The sequence below is a fragment of the Streptomyces sp. H51 genome, assembly GCF_035656535.1.
Taxonomy (GTDB): Bacteria; Actinomycetota; Actinomycetes; order Streptomycetales; family Streptomycetaceae; genus Streptomyces.
Map to the genome: position 1 here is coordinate 99070 of NZ_JAYMHD010000069.1, position 20148 is coordinate 119217.

Genomic DNA, 20148 nt, shown 5'->3' on the forward strand with positions numbered 1-20148 from the left:
CACGAGTACGCGGTCCGCGCGCCGGGCCGAGCTGATGCGGTGGGCCACCACGATCAGCGTGCCGCCCGGCCGGTCGGCGAAGGCGCGTTCCGCGCGTTCCTCGGCCGGCGGATCCAGATGGCAGGTGGCCTCGTCGAGCAGGGCGAGCGGGGCCCGCGACAGGTAGGCGCGGGTCAGCGCGATCAGCTGGCGCTGGCCGGCGGACAGCGCGGCCGGGTCCACCTCGGCGTCGGGGCCGCCGAGCGCCTCGACGAGCGGCATCAGCCCGACCGCGTCGGCCGCCGCGAGCAGCTCGCGCTCGGACACGGGCCGCGGGCGCAGGTGCCCGAGGTTGTCGGCCAGGGTGCCGGTGAACACGTACGCCTGCTGCGGGATGAGCACCCGGCGGGCCGCGGCCGCCGCCGAGGGCACCGGATGCCCGAGCACGCTGATCGTGCCGCGGCTCGGCTCCAGCACTCCCGCGACCAGGGCGGTGAGCGTGGACTTGCCGATTCCGCTCGGCCCGACGACGGCCAGGTGGGAGCCGGCGGGCAGCTCCAGGTCGAGGCCGTCGATCACCGGCGCGGCCCGGGGGCCGTAGGCGAAGGCGACGGAGGAGAGGGCGAGGGCGGGGACGGGAGCGGGGCCGGGGACGGTGCTGCCGGGGCGGCCGGAGCCCCTGGAACCGGCCTCGCTCCCGTCGGAGTCCGCGCGTGCGCCGGGGACGGCAGGGCCGTCGGGGGTGACACGGCCGTCGTCGGGGGCGATCCGGCCGTCGTCGGGGGTGACACGGCCGTCGTCGGGGGTGACACGGCCGTCGTCGGGGGCGATCGGGCCGTCGTCGGCGGTGATCCGGCCGTCGTCGGCGGTGATCGGGCCGTCATCGGGCGCGTCGCGGCTGTCGGGTGTCGTCAGCCGGCGCAGCACCACCGTCAGACGGGAGCCGCTGGTGCCCAGACCGTGGACCAGGTTGCGCAGGGCGGGCAGCAGGGACTGGGTGACGTAGGCGAGCGCGCCGACCAGGGCGCCCGTGGTCACGCCGTGCGCCAGCAGCCAGGGCGCCGCGGCGAGCAGCAGCACGATCGGCAGCTGCCCGCCGACCGCGAGGGACGCCACCCGCAGCACGCCGAAGCGGGCGAGGGAGCGGGCGGCCCGCAGCTCGGCCTCCACCCGGGTGCCGGTGTCGGCGGCGATCCGCGCCTGTGCTCCCGTCGCCGTGATGTCCCGCAGCCCGGGGCAGACCTCGCCCAGCCGGGCGGCGAGGGCCTCGTCGGCGGCCAGGAACGCCTCCTGCCGGCGAGCCAGCGGGCGCAGCGTCGCCGCGAACAGGGCCACGCCGGCCGCCAGTGGAGGACCTACGACCAGCAGCAGCACCGGGGCGAGCGAGAACAGGCCGACGAGCGCGCCCGCGGCCGTGAACACGAACGCCCGCGACACCATCACCAGCCCGGCGAAGGTGTCCCGCGCGATCTCCACCTGCTGGGTGAGTCCGGACAGCGCCGCGCCGTCCGCCCGGCGCACCCCGCGTTCGACGACCCGCCGCACCAGGCGGTCCCGCAGCGGCTCGACGAGCGCCGCCACGGCCGCGTAGACGCGTGCCGTGCCGTACGCGCCGAGGACGACGCCGAGCCCGGCCGCGCCGAGCCAGGCGAGCCCGACGTCCGCGCGCCCCCGCAGGAATCCCTCGTCGAGGGCGCGCGCCGGGGCGTAGCCGGTGAGGAAGGTCTGCGCCGTCTCCAGCGCCGACCACATGCCGAGCCGTGCCACGAGCCGCCGGCGAGCACGCAGGAACCGCAGCCCGCGCGCCCACACCCCGCCGCCCGCCGCCCGGCCGGTCGCCGTCTCGTGGCTGGTTGCTTTGCCGGTCGCTGTCCCGCAGTCCGTCACTCCGCCGTCCGTCGTCCCGTCGCCCCTCACCTGGCCGTCCCCCATCTGGCGGTCCGTCACCTGACCTCCCTCACCTGATCGCCAGTCAGCTGGACGTCCGTCATCTCGCCATCGGCCGCATCGCCGTTCGTCATTCCGTCGTCCCGTCCGCGAACACCGCCCGGTACTCCGGCAGTAGCCACAGCCGCGCGTGCGGGCCCACCGCTCGCACCCGGCCCGCGTCCAGCCAGGCCACCGTGTCCGCGCGGGCCGCGGTCGCGGCGCGGTGGGCGACCAGCAGCCGGGTACCGCCCGAGCCGCGGTCCAGCAACGCCCGGGTGATCCGGGCCTCGGTGACGGTGTCCAGGCTGGAGAGCGCGTCGTCGAGGATCAGCAGCCGCCCATCGTGCGCGAACGCCCTTGCCAGACCGAGGCGTTGGGACTCCCCGCCGGAGCGGGGCGCGTCGGCGCAGGCGGTGGCGTACCCGTTCGGCAGCCGGCGCACGAAGTCGTCGGCACAGGCCGCGCGGGCGGCCTCGCGGATACGCGCGGGGGAGGGGGCGGCGAGGCCGAGGCCGATCGCGTCCTCGACCGTGGCGCCCAGCAGCGCGGGCCGCTCGAAGGCGAAGCCGACGGCCCGGCGCAGCTCCTCGTGGGTCAGCTCGCGCAGCGGCACCCCGTCCAGGAGGACCTCGCCAGCCTCGGGATCGTCGAGGCGTCCGGCCAGGGCGGCGAGCAGCGACTTGCCCGCCCCCGAGCGGCCGACGACCGCGAGGGTCGTCCCGCCCGGCACGACCAGGTCGGCCCCGTCGAGCACGGTGCGCCCGCCGCGCCGGGCGGTCACGCCGCGCAGCTCCAGCCGGCCCGGCCCGTCCGGCAGCCGGCGCGAGCCGTGGACGGGGGCGGGCTGTGCGAGCACCTCGCCGAGGCGGTCGGCGGCCGCCCGGGCCCGGGCCAGGCTCGCGAACTGCCCGACGAGCATGCCGACGCCGGTCGCCAGCACCGCGTACCGGGAGGCGGCCAGCACCTCGCCGACCGACAGCCGGTGCCGCACGAGCAGCACCCCGGCCACGGCGACGACGCCGAGCTGCAGCAGCGGCGCCACGGCGACCGCCTGGGCGGCGGCCCGGCCCTGCACCCGCCACATGCGGTGTCCGGCGTCGGACAGTTCGGGCAGGGGTCGCAGCACCCGTGCCGCCTCCCTGTCCTCCGTGCCCGCCGCCCGGATCGTGCGGTGACCGGCGACGGCCTCCGCGAGCGCGGACGCGATCCGCCCCTGCACCCGCTGGTAGTCGGCCACACAGCGGGTGGTGTCCCGGGTGAACACCCGCAGCAGCAGCGTGAGCACGGGCGCCCCGGCGAGGAACACCACCACCAGCCACGGGTCGATCAGGCCGAGCGCCGCCATCCCCCCGAGGGGCCCGGCGAGCGCGGCGAGCAGCGCCGCCCGGGCGGCCGGAGCCGTCCCGGCCTGCGCCGCGTTGCCGACGAGCCGCGCCACCAGGTCGCCGGAGCCGAAACGGTCGGCGGCCCGCGGGCCCACCGCCAGCACATGGCCGGTCAGCCGGCGGCGCAGCCAGGCGGTGGTACGGGCGTCGACGGTGCCGGCGAGCACGCTCTGGCAGGCGTCGAGCAGCGCCAGCAGCAGCACCAGCCCGGCGCAGGCGAGCACCCAGCCGGTCGCCGGGGTGTGCGCCAGCAGCAGGTCCAGGGTCCGGCCGAGCGCGGCCGGCAGCAGCAGTCCGCCACCGGTGGCCGCCACGCTCACCAGGCACAGGGCCACGCAGCGGGCCGCGCTGTGGCGGGTGGCCGGGCGCGTCACGTCGGGGGCGTGCCCGTCCTCGGCACGAGTGGTCATACGGCCGCGGCCTCGCATCCGGGATCGCAGGAATGCGCGCAGGACCCCGGGCGGTCCCCTCCCCGCGGGAGCGGACCGCCCGGAGCCTCAGGCGCTGGGTCGCGTCAGAGGCAGAGCAGAACGCTCGCGGCGCTCACGCAGGAGAGCAGGCTCACCGTGCTCGCGCCGCCGTCGGTGCGCTCCTCGGACTCCATCGTCTGCAGGTCGAGCAGTGCCATGGGGTTTCCTTTCATCGGGTTGACCCTTGAATCCCTTGATGGGGACGGGGTTGTGTCACGACTCCGTCAGATCGCGGAGCCGCGTTCGGTGGGCCGCCGCAGGGGCGGCAGGAACGGCAGGTGTGCCTCGGTCTCGCCGTCGAGGGCCGCCGCGAGCGCGAGCAGACACCCTGCCGTTCCGGTGGCGAGGTCCATGGACAGCCGCATCATCTGGTTGCCGGGGAAGGCCAGTTGGCCCTCGTACGCCATCGCGTACCAGCCGAGTGCGTCGATCTGCTCGGCGCGGCGCCGGTCGGTGGCGTCCGGGTGCGTGGTGCGGCTGAGGTGCAGGATCATCCCGGCGCGGCCCTGGAAGAGTCCGGACTGCGCGTAGAAGCGGGACGTGGCCGCGGTCAGGATGCCGGCCCGGGCCTTGTCGAACCCGTCGTCGGCGGCGTGCGCGAGGTAGTCGTCGAGGACCATGCCGATGCCGGCACTGCCGTCTCCGAGGTACGGCAGCGTCCGCCAGCCCTCGTCGACCTCCAGGCCGCTGCCGTTCTTCTGTACGACGCACAGGTCCAGGTCCCGGCGCAGGGCGACGGCGGCCGCGTCCAGCAGGTCCCGCTCGCCGGTCCGCTCGTACTGCCGCAGCAGGAACAGAGCCTGGCCGCTCGCGCCGCGCAGCAGTCCCGCCCGCCGCCGTTCGGCGACCGGCTCGCCGAGCCGTCGCACCAGGATCCGCGCGGCCTCGGCCGCCCGTTCCCGCAGCTCCGGCTCGCCCGTGCGGCGGGCGAGTTCCCCGAGGACCAGCCCCAGCCCGGCGAGGCCGCCGTGCAGGTCGGAGGACAGGTTCTGCCACCGCTCGGCGAGGATGCCGTCGACGATGTCCAGGGCCCGCTGCCGGTGACCGAGCAGGTCCAGGACGTGGGCGACACCCGCGAGGCCGTCGTACAGGCCGAGCGGCGTGCCGGGCGGGGCCGGCTCGGTGCGGGCCAGGAGCCAGCGCTCGCCCTCCTCGTACCGCTCCGCACCGCCCCGGGCCAGCGCGTACAGCACACCGGCCGCGCCGTGCGCCAGCCCGAGCCCGCCGCCGTCGGAGAACTGGGCGATGTCTCCCGGGAACAGCCGGTCCTCGCGCTCCGGGGTGGCCGAGGCGAGGATCGCCTTCACCATCGAGTCCCGGCTGTGCGGCCAGTCGCCCGGCCGCACGAACGCCGGCGACCCCACGACCGCGCCCCGGGTGATCTCCGCGACGGCCTCGTCCAGGAAGCCGGCGGGCACGTCGGGGAACTGCTCCGCGATCACCTCGGCGAGGTGGGCCGCCTTCCCGCGGTCCACCACGAACAACGTCGTGACCGGCAGGAACAGGGCGAGCCGCAGGCACGCCAGCGCGTAACGGTCGATGTCGGTGCCGGTCCGGTCGGGCGGGGCGAAGAAGCCGGGGTGGGCGACGATCTGGCGGGCGCCCTCCGCCACCGGTGCGGCCGCCTCGAAGTCGATCAGGTGCACCGACTCCTCGTCCGGGGCGACCATGATGTTGAAGACGTGCAGGTCGTTGAAGGCGACCCCGCGCGCGTGCAGCGCCTCCACCGCCCGCTCCACCGCCCGGTGGGTACGCACCGCCCACCGCGTGTACGCGGCGACCGCGTCCGGGTCCGGTTCGGGCGAGAGCAGCGGATGGCGCAGGGCGAAGAAGGAGTTGAGCGGGCGCCCCTCCAGGAAGTCCATCACCAGGAACCGGTGGTCGCCCAGCATGAACCAGTCCCGCACCTCCGGGACCACGCCGGTGCCCGCCGCCTGCTCGAGCGCCTGCTTCTCCCGCTCCAGCCGGGCAATCGCGTCCGCCCCGTCGGCGGCCAGCCCCGCGTGCGGCCGGCCTTCCTTGAGCACGACCTTCCGGCCGTCCCGGGTGTCGGTGCCCACGTACACCCCGCCGCCGTTGGAGAAGTGCAGAGCCTTCTCTATCCGGTACGGAAGCTCGCCCACCGTCGTGGTGTTGCGGGCCTGAAGATGCGGCTCCAGGAACGACGGCAGCGTCACCCACTCCGGCACCTGGAACGACGGCGCCCGCCGGTCCGGCACCGTCCGTCCCGCGCCGTCCCGCACCGCCGGCACCAGCGATCCCCGCTCGTCGACGACGAAGGTGCGCGCGAAAGCGCCGTAGCGGACGTACAGCGGACCGTCGTACCAGCGCAGGTCGGTGAGGATGTACGGGCCCTCCAGGCCCTCCAGCAGCTTGCCCAGCTCGCGCAGCACGAGGTGCAGCTGCTCCTCGTCGGCCGGGTAGACGGTGACGAACTTGCCGCTCGTGTCGCGTCCCGCGTATTTGGCGTTGCGCAGGTGCAGCAGGTGCGGCCCCGGCACGAACTTGAAGGGGATCCGGCGCGGCACGCAGTAGTCCCACACGATGCCGGCGATCCGCTCCGCGTTCTCCCGGGTCGCCGAGGCGTGGATCTTCCAGCCCTGCGCCGGGCCCGCGAGCGGGCCCCCGTCCGCGGCCCGCGGCGTCAGTGTCAGCCAGTCGCCGATCCGCGCCGCGTCCCAGCCCTCGGGCACCTCGCGGCGGGCCGTCTCGTACAGCGCCGTGTCCTGCCCGGCCGCGGACAGCCGGTCCGGCGTCTCGTAGAAGTGCCTGTCGGCGAGCGCGTACACCTCGTACCGCTTGTCCATCGATCCCCCCTTGGTGGGCCGGTGTCGAGACTTCCAGCCGGCCGACGGGCCCGACAGTCACGCCTGTCACGAGTCCACGGTGCGATACGCACGGGTCAAGACGTGTTCGGTCTGTTCGAGCGCCGGGGGCGCGGGACGCCCTGCGGAACGTTCACGGGGGCTGCGCGGGCGCCGGATACGCGCTGTAATGACGAACGTGGTCAGTGAGGGCGCTGCGGAACGCAGAACCGGAAGCCTGCGTGCCGAAGGTGCCCTGAAGGTGCTCACCACCGGCCGGGACGTGCCCGAACGGGTACGCCGCGTACTGGAGCAGGCGCTCGTCTTCGCCGGGGCGGCGTTCGCCGCCGTGTACGCCCCGTCCGAGGACGGCGACCTGCTGTGCCTGGCCGAGTCGGTGGGCGTGCCCGGGACCCTGTTCGGGCTCCGCGACGGCTACCCCCGCGTCGGCCGCTCCCCGGTGGCCGACGTCCACCGCACCGGCCGCCCGGTGTTCCTCGGGCCCGTGGAACTCGCCGAGTGCGCCGACTTCCGGCGCACGCCGTCGCCCGAGTTCCACGCGGCGGTGCTGCCGGTGCCCGGCGACGGCGGGGGCGGCGGCTGCCTGGTCGCCGTCAGCGACCGGCCCGGGGGCTTCGGCGACGAGGACCGCCGCACCCTGGAGCTGGTCGCCGAGGCCGTCGCCCTGCCCGCCCCCGAGCAGGCCGCGGAGGCCGGGGCGCTGCCGCCGGGGGCGTTCGTCCTCGCCACGGACACCGGACGGATCGAGGTCGGCGACGGCATCCTGGAACTGGTCGGCCTGACCCGGGAGGAGTTCGACGGCAAGGCCGAGACGCTGCTCGGACTGACCGTGCCGGAGGACCTCCCGGCGCTGATGTCCGTGGTGGAGGCCGACCACCTGCCCGCCGTCGAGCGCGAGCTGGAGTTCCGGGTGCTGCAGCCCGAAGGCCCGCCGAAGTGGCTGCGGCTGCGCGGGCGGCTGCTGTCCGGCGGGGACGGCCGTCCGGTCCGGTTCGCCGGCACGGTCGTGGACGCCTCCACGCTGCGCTCCGACGTCACCGACGTCGCCCGGGTCCAGCGGCTGGCCGCCGCCCTGGCCACCGCCGGCACCGTCCGCGACGTCGGCCAGGCCGTGGTGGCCGCCCTGCGCAAGCCGCTGCGGGCCGACCGGATCGCGCTGGCCGAACTGGAGGGCGACCGGCTCGTGGTCACCGTCCTCGACCCGCCCGAACCGGAGTCCTGGCCGGAGCTGTGGCGGCTGGAGTGGCGTTCGGAATGGCCCGACGCCCCCGTGCGCGCCATGCCCACCCTGGCCGCCGCGCTGCGCGAGGGCCGCACCCGGATCTGGCCCGCGGGCACCGCCCTGGAGGCCGCCCTCGCCGGCATCGGACCCGGCGGCCTCGCCGTACTGCCGCTGCCCGCCGGCAACCGGATGGCCGGCGCCTGCCTGATCGGCTGGGACGCCCCGCACGACTTCAGCCCCGACGAACGCGCTCTGCTCACCGCCTCCGCCGGCCTCGCCGGGCAGGCCCTGCTGCGCGCCCACGCCTTCGACGCCGAACACGAACTCGTGGGCATGCTCCAGCGCCAGTTGCTGCCCCGCCGCCTGCCCCCGCTGCCCGGCGCGGTCGCGGTCGCCCGCTACCTGCCCGCCACGGCCGGCCTGGAGGTGGGCGGCGACTGGTACGACGTGATCCCGCTGCCCGACAACCACGTCGCCCTCGTCATCGGCGACGTCCAGGGCCACAGCACCGCCGCCGCGACCCTCATGGGCCAGATGCGCACCGCGCTGCGTGCCTACGCCGTCGAGGGCCACCCGCCGGACGTCGTCGTCTCGCACGCCAACCGCCTGCTGGCCGACCTGGAGACCGACCTCTTCGCCACCTGCGCCTACGTCGACATCGACCTGGAGGAGGGCGCCGCCTGGTACGTCCGCGCCGGACACCTGCCGCCGGTGCTGCGGCACCCGGACGGCCACGCCGAGGTCCCGGACGCCGAGGGAGGACCGCCGCTCGGGGTGCTCACGCAGGCCCGGTTCCCGATGAGCCCGCTCAGGCTGCAGCCCGGGACGGTGATCGCCCTGACCACGGACGGTCTCGTGGAGTCCGCCGACTCCGACATCGACGTGGGCCTCGCCCGCCTCGCCCGCGAACTCGCCGCCTGCGACCCCGGCGATCTCGGCCCCGTCGCCGACGCCCTGCTCGGCGGCGCCCACCGGGCCGACGACGTAGCCCTGCTCCTGCTGCGCTACGACGGCATGGCCCTGCGCCCGCTGCGCGAGACATGGACGGTCTGGCGCGTGCCGGAGGCCGCCGGACACGCCCGCCGCTTCACCCGGCGGACCCTGCGCGTCTGGGGCCTGTCGCGGGACGAGCTGGACACCGCCCTGCTGGTGGTCTCCGAACTCGTCACCAACGCCCTCGTGCACACCGACGGCCGTGTCCGCCTCGACCTGACGCTGCTCGGTGGGCGGCTGCGCGTCTCGGTCACCGACTCCTCCCCCCGCACCCCCGTCAAGCCGACCAGCATCGGCTGGGAGGCCACCGGCGGGCGCGGCATCCTCCTCGTCGAGGCGATGTCGCTGTCCTGGGGGACCGTGCCGGTCAGCGGCGGCAAACAGGTGTGGGCGGAACTCGCGGTCGGCGGTCCGTGACCCGGAGGCGGCCGCCGCCGTACCGGCGGCTGAAGGTCCCCACCTGGGGCCTGTGGGGTCCGTGTGCCGCGTTTGGCCGAATCCCTGCCGGGGACTCGTCAGGACACCGCGCACGAGCGGTGGGCCCCGGCCCCGTGCGGGCGGGGAGGCAGAACCCGCAGCAGAAGGAAGATGAAGTGCCGTGACGTCGCAGACCAGTGACAAGCCCGTCGACCGCGATCCCGAGACCGGCTGGCGCGAAGCCCGCCGCCTGCGCGGGAAGAGGGTCGTGCGGACCTGCGTCCCGGCCGTCGTGGACGGCAGTCCCACCCGGACGGCGCAACTCGGCCCGGACTGGAACATAGTGCGGGGCGAGGACTGAACACACCCCGGACGGCAGGCGTCACCGCCGCCGTAGGGCGCCCCGGCGCGGCACGGCCGTAACGAATCGGCCACACCTGCCGCGATCCGCTTGCCGGGATCGCGGCTATGGTGAAGCAGATGAAGGCTCTCGTGCTGTCAGGCGGTGCTGGTACACGACTCAGGCCGATCACGCATACGTCGGCCAAACAACTCGTGCCCGTGGCCAACAAGGCCGTGCTCTTCTACGGACTGGAGTCCATCGCGGACGCCGGGATCACCGAGGTCGGCGTCATCGTCGGGGACACCGCCGCCGAGATCCGGGAAGCGGTCGGCGACGGCTCCGAGTTCGGCCTGAAGGTCACCTACATCCCCCAGGAGAAGCCCCTGGGTCTGGCCCACGCGGTGCTCATCGCGCGGGACTGGCTCGGCGACGACGACTTCGTGATGTACCTGGGCGACAACTTCATCGTCGGCGGCATCACCGCCCTCGTCGACGAGTTCCGGGGGAACCGGCCGGACGCGCAGATCCTGCTGACCAAAGTGGCGGACCCCCGCTCCTTCGGCGTCGCCGAACTCGACGCCGACGGCCAGGTGGTGCGCCTGGAGGAGAAACCCCGACATCCCAAGAGCGACCTCGCGCTGGTCGGCGTCTACCTGTTCACGCCCGCGATCCACGACGCGGTGCGCGCCGTCCGTCCCTCCTGGCGCGGGGAGCTGGAGATCACCCACGCCATCCAGCACCTGATCGACCAGCACGCCGACGTGCGCAGCACCGTCATCGAGGGCTACTGGAAGGACACCGGGAACGTCGTCGACATGCTCGAGGTCAACCGGACGGTCCTGGAAGGCGTCGAGCGGCGCATCGACGGCGACGTCGACGAGGCGTCGGAGACGGTGGGGCGGGTGGTGGTCGAGGAGGGGGCACACGTGGTGAACTCACGCCTCGTCGGCCCCGTCGTCATCGGCGCCGGAACCGTCGTCGAGGACTCCTACGTCGGCCCCTTCACCTCCGTCGCGGAGAACTGCCGCATCACCGACAGCGAGCTGGAGTTCTCCATCGTGCTGCGCGACTCCTCGATCAGCGGGGTGGGCCGGATCGAGAACTCGCTGATCGGCCGACACGTCGAGGTGACGCCCGCCCCCAGCGTGCCCAGTGCCCACCGACTCGTCCTCGGCGACCACAGCAAGGTGCAGATCCACACATGAATCTCCTCGTCACCGGCGCCGCCGGCTTCATCGGCTCCCACTACGTGCGTTCCCTGCTCGACGACGACGGCCCGGGCGCGCCCGGGATCACCGTGCTGGACAAGCTCACATACGCCGGCACCCTCGACAACCTCGATCTCGACCACCCCCGTCTGCGGTTCGTGCAGGGCGACATCCGTGACGCCGAGCTCGTCGAAAAGCTCATGGCCGACGCGGACCAGGTCGTGCACTTCGCCGCCGAGTCCCACGTGGACCGCTCGATCACCGGGGCGCAGGACTTCGTGCTGACCAACGTGGTGGGCACCCAGACCCTGCTGGACGCGGCCCTGCGGCACGAGGTGGAGACCTTCGTGCACATCTCCACCGACGAGGTCTACGGATCCGTCGGGACGGGGGCCACGACGGAGGAGGCCCGACTGCGGCCCAACTCCCCCTACTCCGCCTCGAAGGCGTCCTCCGACCTGCTCGCGCTCGCCTACCACCGCACCCACGGCCTGGACGTGCGGGTCACCCGCTGCTCCAACAACTACGGCCCGCACCAGTTCCCCGAGAAAATCGTCCCGCTGTTCGTCACCAACCTCCTCGACGGCAGGAAGGTCCCCCTCTACGGCGACGGCCTCAACGTCCGCGACTGGCTGCACGTCGACGACCACTGCGCGGGCGTGGAACTGGTCCGCGCCGAGGGCCGCCCCGGCGAGGTCTACAACATCGGCGGCGGCACCGAACTGACCAACAGGGAACTCACCGGCCTGCTGCTCGAAGCGTGCGGCGCCGACTGGGACCGGGTCGAACACGTGGCGGACCGCAAGGGACACGACCTGCGCTACTCCGTCGACTGGAGCAAGGCCCGCGACGAACTCGGCTACCGCCCGCGCCGCGACTTCACCGCCGGTCTCGCCGAGACCGTCGCCTGGTACCGGGACAACCGCGCCTGGTGGGAACCGCTCAAACGGCGCGCGGCGCTGCGGGAGACGTCATGAGGTGGCTGGTCACGGGGGCCGGCGGCATGCTGGGCCGGGACATGACCGACGTGCTCGACCGGCGCGGCGAGCGGGTGGCGGGCCTGGACCGCGGCGCCCTCGACATCACCCGGTACGACGCCGTCGCCGACGCGATCGCCGCGCACCGGCCCGACGTCGTCGTCAACTGCGCCGCCTGCACGGCGGTCGACGACGCCGAGACGGACGAGGACCGCGCGCTGCGCGTCAACGGCGACGGCCCGCGCCACCTGGCCCGCGCCTGTGCCGCGGCCGGCGCCCGCCTGGTCCACGTCTCCACCGACTACGTCTTCCCCGGCGACGCGACCACCCCCTACCCCGAGGACCACCCGCCGGCCCCGCGCACCGCCTACGGCCGTACCAAGCTCGCGGGCGAACGCGCCGTGCTGGAGGAACTCCCGGACACCGGCGTGATCGTGCGGACCGCTTGGCTCTACGGGGTCCACGGCCGCAGTTTCGTGCGCACCATGATGGATCTCGAAGCCCGTAGCGCCACCGTCGACGTGGTCGACGACCAGCGTGGGCAGCCGACCTGGAGCGCGGACGTCGCCGCACGCGTGGCCGACCTCGGCCCGCTCGTGGGCCGCGGAGCGAGCGGTGTCCTGCACGCCACCAGCTCCGGCGAGACCACCTGGTACGACCTGGCCCGCGAGGTGTTCCACGGGCTCGGCGCCGACCCGGACCGGATCCACCCGGTCGGCAGCGCGGCCTGCCCGCGGCCCGCGCCCCGCCCCGCGTACAGCGTTCTCGCCCACGGCCGGTGGCGGGAACTCGGTCTGCCGCCGCTGCGCGACTGGCGCGCCGCCCTGCACGAAGCCCTGCCTCACATCCGCAAGGAGTCCCTTCGTGAAACGCCATGAGTTCCTGCGGGAACTGCACAAGGTCAGCGCGAACCGCAACTACCTGGAGATCGGTGTCAACGACGGCCGCAGCCTGAGGCTGTCGCGCGTCCCCAGCATCGCCGTCGACCCGGCCTTCAAGGTGGTCACCGAGATCCGGTGCGACGTCCACCTGGTCAAGGCCACCAGCGACGACTTCTTCGCCCGCGACAACCCCCTCGCGCACCTGCGCGGCGGCCGCCACCCGCTGCGCAACCTGCGCCGCGGCCGCACGCCGTTCGGCTACTGGCGGCGCACCACCCTGGACCTGTCGTTCATCGACGGCATGCACCTGTTCGAGTACGCCCTGCGCGACTTCATGAACGTCGAGAAGCACGCGGACTGGTCGAGCGTGATCGTCTTCGACGACATGCTGCCGCGCAGCGTCGACGAGGCGGCCCGCGACCGGCACACCACCGCCTGGACCGGCGACGTCTACAAGGTCACCGAGATCCTGGGCCGCTACCGGCCCGACCTGGTCACCGTCCTCGTCGACACGCGGCCCACCGGGCAGCTCGTCGTCTTCGGCGCCGATCCCCGCAACCGGGTGCTGCACGACAAGTACGACGAGATCATCGCCGAGTACGACGTCCCCGACCCGCAGAAGGTGCCGGAGGCGGTCCTGGAACGGGTGCAGGCGGTGCGGCCCGAGGCGCTGCTGGAAGCGGACTTCTGGCGCCCGCTGGTGCGGGCCCGCAACCGCGGCCTGCGGCGTTCCCGCGGCTGGGAGCCGCTGCGCACGGCCCTGGACCGGCTCGCCGTCAGCCGCTGAACCGCCTCGGCGCCGGCCGCCGGACCGGTTCGCCGTCAGCCGCGCGCCGTCGGTCGCCGAACGCCCTGCCGCGCAGCTCCTCGTACCGGGCGACGCATGCCTCGTAGGACGGCAGCAGCCCCGTCCGCTCGGCCTCGGCCAGCGACGGGGCCTCGGCGTCCTTCGGCGACAGCACCGGGGTGACGCCCTCGGGCCAGTCGATGCCGAGGTCCGCGTCGAGCGGGTGCACGCCGTGTTCCCGCTCGGGCGCGTAACCGGTCGAGCACAGGTACACCACGGTCGCGTCGTCGCTGAGGGCCATGAAGGCGTGCCCCAGCCCCTCCGCGAGGAACACCGCGTGGTGGGTGCCGTCGCCGAGGCGCACCGCGTCCCACCGCCCGAAGGTGGGGGAGCCGGTGCGCAGGTCGACGACCACGTCGAGGACGGTGCCGCGTACGCAGGTGACGTACTTGGCCTGTCCGGGCGGCACGTCGGCGAAGTGCACCCCGCGCAGCACGCCCCGCCGGGAGACGGAGCAGTTGGCCTGCGCGAGCGACAGGCCGTACCCGGTGGCCTCGCGGAACTCCTCGCCGCGGTACCACTCGTGGAAGGTGCCCCGCTCGTCCGGGAAGACCTTCGGCTCCAGCACCCACGCGCCGGTCATCTCCAGTGCTCGCACGCCGTCACGCCTTTCCCGCTCGGCGCCGGTCCGACTTCCTGCCCAGGGCGACGGCGAGCATGCGCCGCGCCCCGCGGACCAGCCGCCGTACCGTGCCGGGCCGGGGGGTGCGCACCACGCCGACCGACCGGCCGTCGCCGCTCAGGGACAGCGGAAGGGGCAGGAAGCGGGGTTCGGCGGCGCCGGGGGCCGGGCAGAGGGTGGTGCGCCAGGTGGCTCCGCCGAGGTCCGCGACCGGCAGCGCGGCCGCCAGCAGGGCCCCCTCCCCGGCCGGTGACAGGGTGCCGGGCGCGTCCACGGAGGCGTCCGGCGAGGTGAACCTCAGCAGCACCGCGGTCTCGCCGGGGACGTGCAGCGGCACCGGGGCGCTGAGCCTGCCGCCGGAGACGACGGTGTCGTCGGGGGAGAGGCGGTCGAGCCCCAGGCGCTTGCCGGCCCGGTCGACGTCCAGGGAGAGGTCGCCGTGCCGGTCGGTCCAGTACGGCAGCACGACCCGGCCCGCGACGACACCCGCCGACGCGGCCGCGCGGGCCTTGCGCGGACCCGGCCCGACACGGCACTCCTTGGTCCAGCCGCCCAGTCTCACCCGGGCGTGGGCGTCCCACAGCCCGCCGCGCAGCGGCTCGCCGCCGGCCGCCGCGGCCGGGTCGACGGTGGCCGACGCGCGCAGCACCAGCCGGGTCCGCGTGCCGTCGTCCCCGGCCGGCACGATCTCCCGGGTGAGCTCGACGGGCTGGAAGTACTGGGCGGCGGTGGAGCGTTCGCGCAGCAGCAGGTCCGCGGTGGCCGTGCCGAACCGGGCGAAGGAGTCCGCGCACACCCAGGCGATCGCCTCGGCGACGTCCAGCGGAGCGCCGTCCAGCGGGGCGGGCGCGGCGCCGCCCGGGAACAGCAGCGGCGTGCCGCCCGCGGTGAACTCGGCGGCGAACTCGATCCGCAGCGTGCCGTCCGTCCATGCGAGGCGGCCGGGCTCGGCCGACAGGGCGACGCCGGCCTCCCACTCGGCGAAGGCGACGACGTCGTCGTAGCGGTCGGCGGCGATCAGCGCGGCGACGACCTGCTGCGTGGGCTGCAGTCCGGCGGCGACGCCGGGGCCGAAGCGTTCCTTGACGACGTGGTGGATCTCCTTGAACAGCCCCCGCCGGAAGTCGTCGGGCTGGGCGAGGAAGCGGCGGCCGCGCAGCCGCTCCACCATCTCCACCCGCAGCCAGCGCCGGAAGAGGCCGTCGCGCAGCGGCCCCGGCTCGGTGTACCGCTCGACGACGTCCAGGGCCTCCCGCAGGTTCTCGAAGTACCCGACGGGGTCGAAACGCTGGAAGCCGGCGTTGGAGGAGTCGTCCCGGCGCACGTGGTAGTAGCAGACGTAGTCGCTGAGCACGCTCACGTTGTCCGCGCGCAGGAACGCCTCGGTCACGAAGACGTGGTCCTCCAGCCGCCGCCGTCCCTCCGGGAAGCGCAGGCCGATGCGGTCCAGGAACTCCCGCCGGAACATCTTGTGCGGGGTGAGGCTGTCGATGAGCGGGGCGTCCGCGACGGAGGCGCGGGGCCGGTTGCGGCGGAAGAGTTCCACCGGGACCGCCCGGCCGCGGCCGGCCATCTTGCCGACGACGACGTCGGCGCCGTTGGCCACGCCGTAGTCGTACATCCGTTCCAGGGCCTCGTGGCCCAGATGGTCGTCGTTGTCGACGAACATGACGTACTCGCCCCGCGCGGCGGCGATGCCGACGTTGCGGGGTTTGCCCGACCAGCCGGAGTTCTCCTGGTGGATGACGCTCACCCGGGGCTCCTCGGCGGCGAGCGCGTCGAGCCGGGCCGGGGTGCCGTCGGTGGAGCCGTCGTCGACGAAGATCACTTCGAACTCGTCGGGTGGCAGCGACTGCCTCAACAGCGAGTCGATGCAGTCCTCGATGTAGGTCCCCGGGTTGTACACGGGGATGATGACGCTGACCTTGACCGGCATCGGGCTTCCGAGCCCCCTCGGTTCACTCGCCGTGACTGATCGGATACGGGTGGCCAGATGCTAACCCCGCCGGGCGCCCCGTCCCACTCCGAACCGGCTGTGCGAGCGCCTGCCGGGGCCGCGTCGGCCCTGTGTCCTGGCCGGAGGTTCCAGTATCCCGGACGTCGCGTCCCACTCGGCCGACCGGGGGACCCTCCGCGCGCCGCCGCGGCGCCGGGGGATGATCCGAACGACAGGCTTAGTCTGCCCCCGTGCGTCTGCTCCTGATGTCCGACACCCACCTCCCCGGGCGGGCGAAGCGGCTGCCCGCGCAGCTCCTCGCCGAGGTCCCGCGCGCCGACGTGGTCCTGCACGCCGGGGACTGGGTGGACACGGCCACCCTCGACCTGCTGGAGGGGCTCAGCCGCCGGCTCGTCGGGGTGTACGGCAACAACGACGGGCCGCAGCTCCGCGCACGGCTGCCCGAGGTGGCGTACGCCGAACTCGGCGGTCTGCGCTTCGGCGTCGTGCACGAGACGGGACCCGCGCGGGGGCGCGAGGCGCGCTGCGCCGCCCGGTTCCCGGACCTCGACGTGCTGGTCTTCGGGCACAGCCACATCCCCTGGGACACCACCGCCCCGACCGGGCTGCGCCTGCTCAACCCCGGTTCCCCGACCGACCGCCGGCGGCAGCCGTACTGCACCTACCTGACCGCCGCCGTCGCCGACGGCCGGCTGACGGAGGTGGAACTGCGCCGGCTGCCCCCCGGGTAGGCGCCGACGGGACGTACAGGCCGGGCGGGTCCAGACTTACTGTGGAGTCAGCAGTGTTGACCGCGCCCGGACATCGCTCGACTGTAGTGGACATGCCAAAAATTCGCGCTCGTCTGCTCGCCGCCCTGGTGGTCCTGTGCGCAGCCGTCACGGCCACGGGTGCGCCGCCCGCCGCCGCGAGCCCTCCCGGCTCGCTCTGGTTCGACGGGACGCCGCTGACCGTGGCCGACGGCCGTCTCGTCGACGGCACCGGCCGCGAGATCGTGCTGCGCGGCTACAACGTCTCCGGCGAGACCAAACTGGAGGAGAACGCCGGGCTGCCCTTCGCCTCCGTCGCCGACGCGCGGAGGTCAGCGACCGCGCTGCGCGCCCTGGGAGGCGGCAACGCGGTGCGCTTCCTGCTGTCGTGGGCCCACGCCGAACCCGCACGCGGCCAGGTCGACACCGGGTACCTGGCCGCCGTCACCGACCAGATGCGCGCCTTCCTCGACGCCGGCATCCGCGTCTACCCCGACTTCCACCAGGACCTCTATTCCCGGTACCTCTTCGACGAGGGCAGCTGGTACACCGGCGACGGCGCCCCCGAGTGGGCCGTGGCGGCCGGGGGGTACCCCGAGGAGTCCTGCGGCATCTGCTTCTTCTGGGGCCAGAACATCACCCAGAACAAGGCGGTGCGGCAGGCGCAGTACGACTTCTGGCACAACGCCCACGGCCTGCAGGACGCCTTCCTCGCCACCGCGCAGACGACCATGGCGTACGTCGAGCAGCACCTCGGCGACGCCGAGTTCGCCGGCGTCGTCGGCTTCGACCCCTACAACGAGCCGTATGCCGGGAGCCACGACTCGGGCCAGACCAGCCGCGCCTGGGAGAAGGACCTGCTGTGGCCCTTCTACCAGCGGTTCCGGGCCCGGATGGACGCGGCCGGCTGGCAGGACAAGCCGGCCTTCGTCGAGCCCAACCTCTTCTGGAACGCCAACATCGACTCCCAGAAGCAGGAGGGCGGGCTGCTCGACGCCGGCACGCTCGGCGCCCGCTACGTCTTCAACACCCACTTCTACGACCAGAAGGCGATCTCCGGGATCCTGATGTGGGGCAAGGCGGCCGACGGACAGTACACGAGCGACTTCGGCGCGGTCCGGGACCGCGCCGCGGCCGCCGGGACGCCCGCGGTGGTCAGCGAGTTCGGGCACCCGCTCAGCGGCACGGTCTCGGACAAGGCGCCGACCGTCGTCAAGGCGATGTACCAGGCGCTCGACTCCCGTGTGCCGGGCGCGAACTGGTGGTCGAAACCGGCGAGTTCCGGTCCGGTGCTCTCCGGCACGCAGTGGCAGTGGGACATCTACAGCGGACGTCACCACGAGCCGATGAACGGCAATACCGGCAAGGTGCTCACCTCGGGTGACGCCTGGAACGACGAGGACCTGTCCGCCGTCCGCCTCGACGACACCGGCACCGTGACGCCGCGTCAGGACGCCCGGCTGCTGGACCGGCTCTACCCGAGCGCCACCTCCGGCGCGACGGCCGCCTTCACCTACGAGGACCGCTCCCGCGACGGCTCCACGACCCTGACCTGGAACCCGGTGCCGGCCTCGCTGCCGAACGTGGCCCAGCTCGTGGGATCCGGGCGGTACGGGCTGCTGGTGTGGCGCTCGGGCGGCGGCTCGGCGCCCACCGAACTGCACCTGCCGGCGTCGTTCCCCGCGTCCGCCACCACCGTGGTCTCCGACCTGGGCACGGTGCACGCCCCGCCGGAGTACACCACGTCGACCCCCGTCGCGGTCGCCGCGGAACCGGGCGGCACGGGCAGCCGGCGGCTGCTGCTCACCGACTCCGACGCGGGCGTCCTGCACTACGCGCTGGTGACCGACGGCGCCTCCGCGCCGTCGTCGGCGCTGCTGGGCGCGGCGCGGTCGGAACTGTCGGCCTGGGCGGCGGCGCGCTTCTGACGCACGGAGGTCCCGGGCCCGGCCCGGGACCTCCCGCGCGTGCCGGCCGGCTCGTCAGCCCGCCGACGGACCCGTCCAGTCCGCCTGCACATGGCCCAGGCGCACCCGCTGCGGGTGGTCGCCGACGGGGACCGACACCGTCTTCCTGCCGGTGGCGAAGTCGATGGCGGTGACCTGGTCGGCGCCGCTCTCGGAGACGATGCAGTCCTTGCCGTCGCCGCTGACGGTGGCCCAGTACGGCTTGGAGGCGGTGACCAGCTCGCCCTCCTGGAGGGTGGCCCGGTCGACGATGGTCGCGTAGTCGTCCATCGTGCCCGCGACGCAGAGCTTGGCGCCGTCCGGGCTCATCGAGATGCCGTGGTGGCGCGAGTCGTTCACCCAGGTGGTGCGGTCCTCGCTGGTCGCCGGGTTCTTCGGCAGCGTCTTCACCCGGGTGATCTTGTCGGTGGCGACGTCGTACTCCAGGAAGCCGTTGAAGAAGGAGACCTGGAAGTACAGCTTGGACTCGTCGGGGGAGAACACCGCCGGACGGACCGCGTCCGAGAAGTTCTTCAGGCCGATGGCGTCCAGCCGGTCGCGCATGTCGATGACCTTGACCTGCTTGTACGTCGTCGCGTCCACGACCGTGATGTGCCGGTCGCCCTTCGTCCAGTCCGCGGACGGGTCGTCGAGCGAGGTGTTCACGTCGCCGATCGACATGTTCCAGATGTACTTGCCGTCCTTGGTGAAGATGTTCTCGTGCGGCTTGTCCCCGGTCGAGAACTTGCCCAGCTGCTTGCCGGTGGCGATGTCCAGCACGTGCACGGTGTTCGCGGTCGACGCCGACACCGCCACCCGGGTGCCGTCGGGGGAGACGGCCATGTGGTCGCTGCGGTAACCGGACACGGCGAAACGCCAGTTGATCTTCCCGGTGGCCAGGTCGATCGACACGACGTCGGCGAAACTCGGCCGGGACACCACGACCGAGTTGCCGTCCGGCGTGGAGTACATGTCGTCGGCGAACTGGTCGTGCCCCTCGCCGACGCCGTTGCGGATCGCCATGAAGTAGATCCACTTGATCGGATCGGCGTTGATCTCCGCCATCCGCTGGCTCTTGTCGGGTACGACATTGATCCGGCCGACCTTGGCGAAGTCACCGGTGGACTTGATGACGTCGGCCGTTCCGTCCCAGTTGTTGCCGACGAACAGCACCTCGCGCAGGCCGGCGGAGGAGGCGTCCGTGGCGGCCGTGGCGGCGGTCGCGGGGGCGGCGACGGTCAGGGCGAGGGCGGCGGCCACGGAACAAAGGTGCCTGGTTCTGAAGGCAGGCATGACGGCTCTCTCCTCTGGAGTGGGGTGACGGGGGGCATGCCGAAGTGCGGCTCGGCCGCACACTGAACATGAAGCACGTTCAGATTTGTACTTACTGGAAAGTAA

At 73.7% G+C, this 20148-nt stretch carries 14 protein-coding genes and 1 pseudogene; 8 read left to right on the top strand and 7 right to left on the bottom strand.

The window, feature by feature from the left end:
* Positions 1 to 183: 183 nt before the first annotated feature.
* The 4 genes and pseudogenes from VKA29_RS24925 to lanKC all read right to left on the bottom strand — a co-directional run.
* Positions 184 to 1911: pseudogene (locus VKA29_RS24925) on the bottom strand (ATP-binding cassette domain-containing protein); the annotation flags it as partial.
* Positions 1912 to 1996: 85 nt separating this feature from the next.
* Complete coding sequence (locus VKA29_RS24930) at positions 1997 to 3703, bottom strand: ABC transporter ATP-binding protein (protein ID WP_324788197.1); 1707 nt, start codon at positions 3701 to 3703, stop codon at positions 1997 to 1999.
* Between the two features lie 104 nt (positions 3704 to 3807).
* On the bottom strand, positions 3808 to 3921 hold the full coding sequence (locus tag VKA29_RS24935; RefSeq protein WP_324788198.1) for a SapB/AmfS family lanthipeptide: 114 nt from the start codon (positions 3919 to 3921) through the stop codon (positions 3808 to 3810).
* Between the two features lie 66 nt (positions 3922 to 3987).
* Entirely contained in the window at positions 3988 to 6570 is a 2583-nt protein-coding gene (gene lanKC, locus VKA29_RS24940; RefSeq protein ID WP_324788199.1) for a class III lanthionine synthetase LanKC, read from the bottom strand.
* A 187-nt stretch (positions 6571 to 6757) separates the two neighbouring features.
* Between lanKC and VKA29_RS24945 the strand changes: the two genes are divergently transcribed.
* The 6 genes from VKA29_RS24945 to VKA29_RS24970 all read left to right on the top strand — a co-directional run bounded on the left by VKA29_RS24945 (position 6758) and on the right by VKA29_RS24970 (position 13416).
* A complete protein-coding gene (locus VKA29_RS24945; RefSeq protein ID WP_324788200.1) occupies positions 6758 to 9220 on the top strand; it encodes a SpoIIE family protein phosphatase in 2463 nt (820 codons plus the stop codon).
* A gap of 181 nt (positions 9221 to 9401) precedes the next feature.
* Positions 9402 to 9581, top strand: coding sequence for a hypothetical protein (locus VKA29_RS24950; protein WP_324788201.1), 180 nt, complete (start codon positions 9402 to 9404; stop codon positions 9579 to 9581).
* Positions 9582 to 9700: 119 nt separating this feature from the next.
* Entirely contained in the window at positions 9701 to 10768 is a 1068-nt protein-coding gene (locus VKA29_RS24955) for a glucose-1-phosphate thymidylyltransferase (protein ID WP_324788202.1), read from the top strand.
* A complete protein-coding gene (gene rfbB, locus VKA29_RS24960; RefSeq protein WP_324788203.1) occupies positions 10765 to 11748 on the top strand; it encodes a dTDP-glucose 4,6-dehydratase in 984 nt (327 codons plus the stop codon). Before VKA29_RS24955 ends, rfbB begins: the two co-directional genes overlap by 4 nt.
* Positions 11745 to 12626 (top strand): dTDP-4-dehydrorhamnose reductase, encoded by an 882-nt coding sequence (gene rfbD / locus VKA29_RS24965; protein WP_324788204.1) that lies wholly within the window; start codon positions 11745 to 11747, stop codon positions 12624 to 12626. The genes rfbB and rfbD overlap by 4 nt, the downstream gene beginning before the upstream one ends.
* The gene (locus VKA29_RS24970) at positions 12613 to 13416 is read left to right on the top strand and encodes a class I SAM-dependent methyltransferase (RefSeq protein WP_324788205.1); all 804 of its coding nucleotides are present in this window, start codon (positions 12613 to 12615) and stop codon (positions 13414 to 13416) included. The genes rfbD and VKA29_RS24970 overlap by 14 nt, the downstream gene beginning before the upstream one ends.
* Here VKA29_RS24970 and rfbC read toward each other — a convergent pair.
* Positions 13406 to 14074, bottom strand: a complete 669-nt coding sequence (rfbC, locus tag VKA29_RS24975; RefSeq protein WP_324788206.1) for a dTDP-4-dehydrorhamnose 3,5-epimerase — start codon at positions 14072 to 14074, stop codon at positions 13406 to 13408. The genes VKA29_RS24970 and rfbC overlap by 11 nt on opposite strands.
* Positions 14075 to 14078: 4 nt before the next feature.
* Entirely contained in the window at positions 14079 to 16034 is a 1956-nt protein-coding gene (locus tag VKA29_RS24980) for a glycosyltransferase family 2 protein (protein WP_324788207.1), read from the bottom strand.
* A 251-nt stretch (positions 16035 to 16285) separates the two neighbouring features.
* Here VKA29_RS24980 and VKA29_RS24985 point away from each other — a divergent pair, with 251 nt between their 5' ends.
* Positions 16286 to 16786, top strand: coding sequence for a metallophosphoesterase (locus tag VKA29_RS24985; RefSeq protein ID WP_324788208.1), 501 nt, complete (start codon positions 16286 to 16288; stop codon positions 16784 to 16786).
* 92 nt (positions 16787 to 16878) lie between these two features.
* Complete coding sequence (locus VKA29_RS24990) at positions 16879 to 18732, top strand: cellulase family glycosylhydrolase (RefSeq protein WP_324788209.1); 1854 nt, start codon at positions 16879 to 16881, stop codon at positions 18730 to 18732.
* A gap of 54 nt (positions 18733 to 18786) precedes the next feature.
* Here VKA29_RS24990 and VKA29_RS24995 read toward each other — a convergent pair whose 3' ends face one another.
* Positions 18787 to 20043 (bottom strand): YncE family protein, encoded by a 1257-nt coding sequence (locus tag VKA29_RS24995; protein ID WP_324788210.1) that lies wholly within the window; start codon positions 20041 to 20043, stop codon positions 18787 to 18789.
* Positions 20044 to 20148 lie beyond the last annotated feature (105 nt).